We start from the raw sequence: 3,868 nt of genomic DNA on the forward strand, positions 1-3,868 counted from the left end.
ACTCCCCGCCGACGGCGAGGGGAGCCCCGGCCGACCGGCGGGCGCGCCCGGGCTGGGAGAGGCCCCGGTCGCGCCGGAGGCCTTCCCGGGCTCGCCCGCCTTGCCGTTCTGGTTCCCGGTGGCGCCCTTCCCCCCGTGTCCGCTGCCGTGGCCGCCGGAGCCCCGCCCGGTCCCGGCGGCCGCACCCGTACCGGCGGCGTCCTTGGCGCCCACCGGCACGGCCGGACCGGGCTTCGCGGCGTCCTCGCCGACGCTCATGCAGCCCGCCGTCGCGGCCACGGCGAGCGCGGAGACGGCCAGTCTCAGGGAAGTGGTCAACTGGCGCACGGGGGCACCTCCGGAACACGGCGGCGGGGTCCGCGATGAGCGGGTCAAGTTGCCCAACTCCCTTTACCCCGTAAGAGACACGCCCCTTACGCGAACAGCTGCCGGGCCACCTGCGAGCCCAGGTGAACGGCACCCAGCCCGACCAGCACCGATCCCAGGACGTTCGCGGCCGCCAGGAACGTCTCACCGCGCTCGGCCAGCCGCAGGGTCTCGTACGAGAAGGTCGAGTACGTGCTCAGCGCCCCGCACAGGCCCGTCCCGAGGAACAGGGACAGCCCCGGGGAGGCCGCCCCGGCCAGGACCGCCCCGGTCAGCGCGCCCAGCACCAGGCAGGCGGCCGCGTTGACCGCGAAGGTCCCCCACGGGAAGTCGGAGCCGTGGCGCGCCTGCACGGCCCGGTCGGTCAGGTAGCGCAGCGGCGCGCCCACGGCAGCGCCGGCGATCACCAGCAGCCAGTTCACGGGCTCCCCCGCCCGGCCGGGGACCTCCGGATCCGCACGGCCCGCCGGGTCAGGGTCGCCCCCGCCAGGACGGCCGCCAGCGCGCCGGCGACCGTGAGCCCGGCGTACGCGAGCGCGACCCCCGCCTCGCGGGCGTCCAGCAGCCGCGAGACGTCCAGGGCGTAGGCAGAGAAGGTGGTGAAGCCACCGAGCACCCCGGTCCCCGCGAAGGGGCGCAGCAGGGGGTGGGCGTCACGCCCGCCCTCCGCGACCAGCGCCATCAGGACGCCGATCAGCGCGCAGCCCAGGACGTTGATCCAGAGGGTGGTCCACGGGAAGGCCGTGGGCCCGTCGGGCCACAGCAGCCCCGCCGCGTAGCGCGCGCAGGCCCCGACCACGCCGCCGGCCGCGACCGCCGCGAGCACCGGGCCCCGCGGGCGCGTCCGCTCCGCCGCCACCCGGAGGTCGACGTCCGGGTCGACGGGGTCCGGGTCGACGGGATCAGGGTCGACGGGGTCCGGGTCGCCCGCCGGCCCGGGGGCGGGCTCGGGTCCGGTCACCCGTAGCCCAGCGCGTGCAGCCGTTCGTCGTCGATGCCGAAGTGGTGGGCGATCTCGTGCACGACGGTCACCTCCGTCTCCGCGACCACGCTCTCCCGGTCCTCGCACATCCGCAACGTGGGGTTCCGGTAGATCGTGATGCGGTCCGGCAGCACCCCGGCGTACCACTCGCCGCGCTCGGTGAGGGGGGTCCCCTCGTAGAGCCCGAGGAGCTCGGGGTCGTCGGCCGGTGGCTCGTCCTCGACGAACACCGCCACGTTGTCCATCAGCCGCGTCAGCTCCGGCGGAATGCGGTCCAGGGCCTCTGCGACGAGCTCTTCGAACTCCTCGCGCGTCATCTCCAGCACCCGGCCATTGTCGCTCCGCGGGAAACCGTTTTGGCGATAGCTCCCCGGATCCCATATGCTTCTCACGTCCCCGACGCGCTGAGAAGTGCCCGGCGGGCCTTTAGCCCTCATCGTCTAGTGGCCCAGGACGCCGCCCTTTCAAGGCGGTAGCACGGGTTCGAATCCCGTTGGGGGTACGCATTAACTGTGTGCGAGACTTGTGCTCGCACATTGCAAGGACCTGTGGAGCAGTTGGTTAGCTCGCCACCCTGTCAAGGTGGAGGTCGCGGGTTCAAGTCCCGTCAGGTTCGCTGAGACCGGAAACGGTCTCGTGGCTGGGTAGCTCAGTTGGTACGAGCGATCGCCTGAAAAGCGATAGGTCGCCGGTTCGACCCCGGCCCCAGCCACAGTGAGAAGGCCCCGTCCATCGGACGGGGCCTTCTGTGTGTCACCCCTCCGGTTCCGGTTCCGGCTGCTCCGCGCGGACCGCGCGCCGCCACCGGGTCAGGCCGACGGCCGTCGCCGCCACCGCGACCAGCCCCAGCAGGGCCCAGTCCGGTACCGCGTCCGCGACGGAGCCCACCCACCGCTCCACCGCGAACGAGTCGTCCACATCGAGCAGTCCCGGCAGCGCGCTCGCCCCGTCGTAGACGAGGAACAGGGCGCCCAGGGTCAGGAAGAACAGCCCGGACAGCAGCGAGGTGGTGTGCAGTTCCAGGCGCCCTACCCGGAAGGCCCGGCCGCGCAGCCAGCGGCGGCCGCCCAGGTCGAAGCGCTCCCAGAGCAGCGCCAGCAGGAACAGCGGAACGGCCATGCCCAGCGCGTACACCGCCAGCAGCAGGCCCCCGTAGACCGGGCTGCCGCTGACCGCCGCCACCGTGAGGACGCTGCCCAGGATCGGGCCGGCGCAGAAGCCGGCCAGCCCGTAGACCGCGCCGAGCGCGTACACCGACAGGGCGGTGGTCGGCCGGATCCGGCCGGACAGTTCGGCGAGCCGCTTCGGGGCGAAGCCGAGGCCGAGGACCTGGGCGAGGCCGAGCGCGATGATCAGCCAGCCGCCGGCGAGGACCAGCCCGTCGCGGTTCTCGTGGAAGAACCGGCCCGCGTACGAACCGGCCGCGCCCAGCGGTACGAGGGTGCTCGCGAGGCCCGCGTAGAAGATCCCGGTGCGCGCGAGGAGCCGGGAGCGGGAGTCGATCGAGTACGCGAAGAAGGCGGGCAGCAGCAGCGCGCTGCACGGACTGAGCAGGGCGAGGAGGCCGCCCAGCAGGGCGGCCAGGTATCCGATGCCGGTCACTTGCCCGCCGCCGCCTCGGTCTTCGCCCGCGCGATGGCGGCGGTGAAGGCGTCGAGGGGCTGCGCCCCGGCGATCGGGCGGCCGTTGACCAGGAAGGACGGGGTGGAGGTGACACCGATGCGGTAGCCCTCGTCCTGGTCCTTCTTCAGCGCGGCGGCGGCCTCCTCGCCGGCCATGTCCTTCTTGAACCGCTCCAGGTCCGGGACCCCGGCCTGGCGGGCCAGCTCCACGAGGCGCGCCCCGGCGAAGCCCGCCTCCTTGGCTCCGTCGGCGTACGCGGCCGCGTGGAAGGCGGCGAAGCGGTCCTGCTGCCCGGCGGCCCAGGCGGCCTTGGCGGCGGCCTCGGACTCGGCGCCGAAGATCGGGAAGTTGCGCCACTCGATGCGCAGGGTGCCGTCCTCGACGTACTTCTTCACCAGTTCGGGTTCGGTGTCGCGGGCGAACTTGCCGCAGTAGCCGCACCTGAAGTCGGAGTACTCGATGAGGACGACGGGGGCGTCGGCGCGGCCGGTCGCGAGCTTGTCGGCGCCGTCGCGGCGGGCCAGGGCCAGCAGTTCCGGGGCGACCTCCGAGCGGGGCGCGGCGTGGGCGGAGGCCGCGGGGGAGCCGGCGGAGGTGTCGCGGGACCTTTCCTCGGGGGCGGTGGCCTGCCAGGAGACCAGTCCGAGGGTGATCGCGGCCACGGCCACGCCGGCGGCGGCGAACAGGGGCTTGCGGGAAGGGGAAGACATGCGGGTGCTCCAGGGGTACGGGTGGTGGCGGGACCGGCGGGCGGCTCCCTCCTAGACCCGCATCACCGAGAGCTCCACCGGGCCGGGCGCCGGCCGGTCGGGCCCGCGTACGGGACCCCGTACGGGCGTCGTGCCGTGCGGCCGGCCCCCCTCGGGCGCGGGCCGGGCCGCCGGGAGCGGCGCGTGG

At 74.1% G+C, this 3,868-nt stretch carries 5 protein-coding genes, 3 tRNA genes and 1 pseudogene; 3 read left to right on the top strand and 6 right to left on the bottom strand.

Annotated features, from left to right (window positions below):
• The 4 genes and pseudogenes from NOD94_RS40475 to NOD94_RS40490 all read right to left on the bottom strand — a co-directional run.
• Positions 1–327, bottom strand: a pseudogene (locus NOD94_RS40475) (hypothetical protein); the annotation flags it as partial.
• 86 nt (positions 328–413) lie between these two features.
• On the bottom strand, positions 414–788 hold the full coding sequence (gene crcB / locus NOD94_RS40480) for a fluoride efflux transporter CrcB (protein WP_281211246.1): 375 nt from the start codon (positions 786–788) through the stop codon (positions 414–416).
• On the bottom strand, positions 785–1,225 hold the full coding sequence (locus NOD94_RS40485) for a CrcB family protein (protein WP_281211249.1): 441 nt from the start codon (positions 1,223–1,225) through the stop codon (positions 785–787). Before NOD94_RS40485 ends, crcB begins: the two co-directional genes overlap by 4 nt.
• Before the next feature lie 98 nt (positions 1,226–1,323).
• Positions 1,324–1,674, bottom strand: coding sequence for a metallopeptidase family protein (locus NOD94_RS40490; protein ID WP_030225620.1), 351 nt, complete (start codon positions 1,672–1,674; stop codon positions 1,324–1,326).
• Positions 1,675–1,777: 103 nt separating this feature from the next.
• Between NOD94_RS40490 and NOD94_RS40495 the strand changes: the two genes are divergently transcribed.
• The 3 genes from NOD94_RS40495 to NOD94_RS40505 all read left to right on the top strand — a co-directional run bounded on the left by NOD94_RS40495 (position 1,778) and on the right by NOD94_RS40505 (position 2,060).
• Positions 1,778–1,850: transfer RNA gene (locus tag NOD94_RS40495), tRNA-Glu, on the top strand.
• Positions 1,851–1,890: 40 nt separating this feature from the next.
• Positions 1,891–1,964 (top strand) — tRNA-Asp (locus tag NOD94_RS40500).
• 22 nt (positions 1,965–1,986) lie between these two features.
• Positions 1,987–2,060: transfer RNA gene (locus tag NOD94_RS40505), tRNA-Phe, on the top strand.
• A 41-nt stretch (positions 2,061–2,101) separates the two neighbouring features.
• Here NOD94_RS40505 and NOD94_RS40510 read toward each other — a convergent pair.
• Positions 2,102–2,950 (bottom strand): cytochrome c biogenesis CcdA family protein, encoded by an 849-nt coding sequence (locus NOD94_RS40510; protein WP_281211247.1) that lies wholly within the window; start codon positions 2,948–2,950, stop codon positions 2,102–2,104.
• Positions 2,947–3,681: a thioredoxin domain-containing protein gene (locus NOD94_RS40515; protein WP_281211248.1), complete on the bottom strand. Its 735-nt coding sequence runs from the start codon at positions 3,679–3,681 to the stop codon at positions 2,947–2,949. Before NOD94_RS40515 ends, NOD94_RS40510 begins: the two co-directional genes overlap by 4 nt.
• Positions 3,682–3,868 lie beyond the last annotated feature (187 nt).

The sequence above is a fragment of the Streptomyces sp. Isolate_45 genome, assembly GCF_024721315.2.
GTDB lineage: Bacteria > Actinomycetota > Actinomycetes > Streptomycetales > Streptomycetaceae > Streptomyces.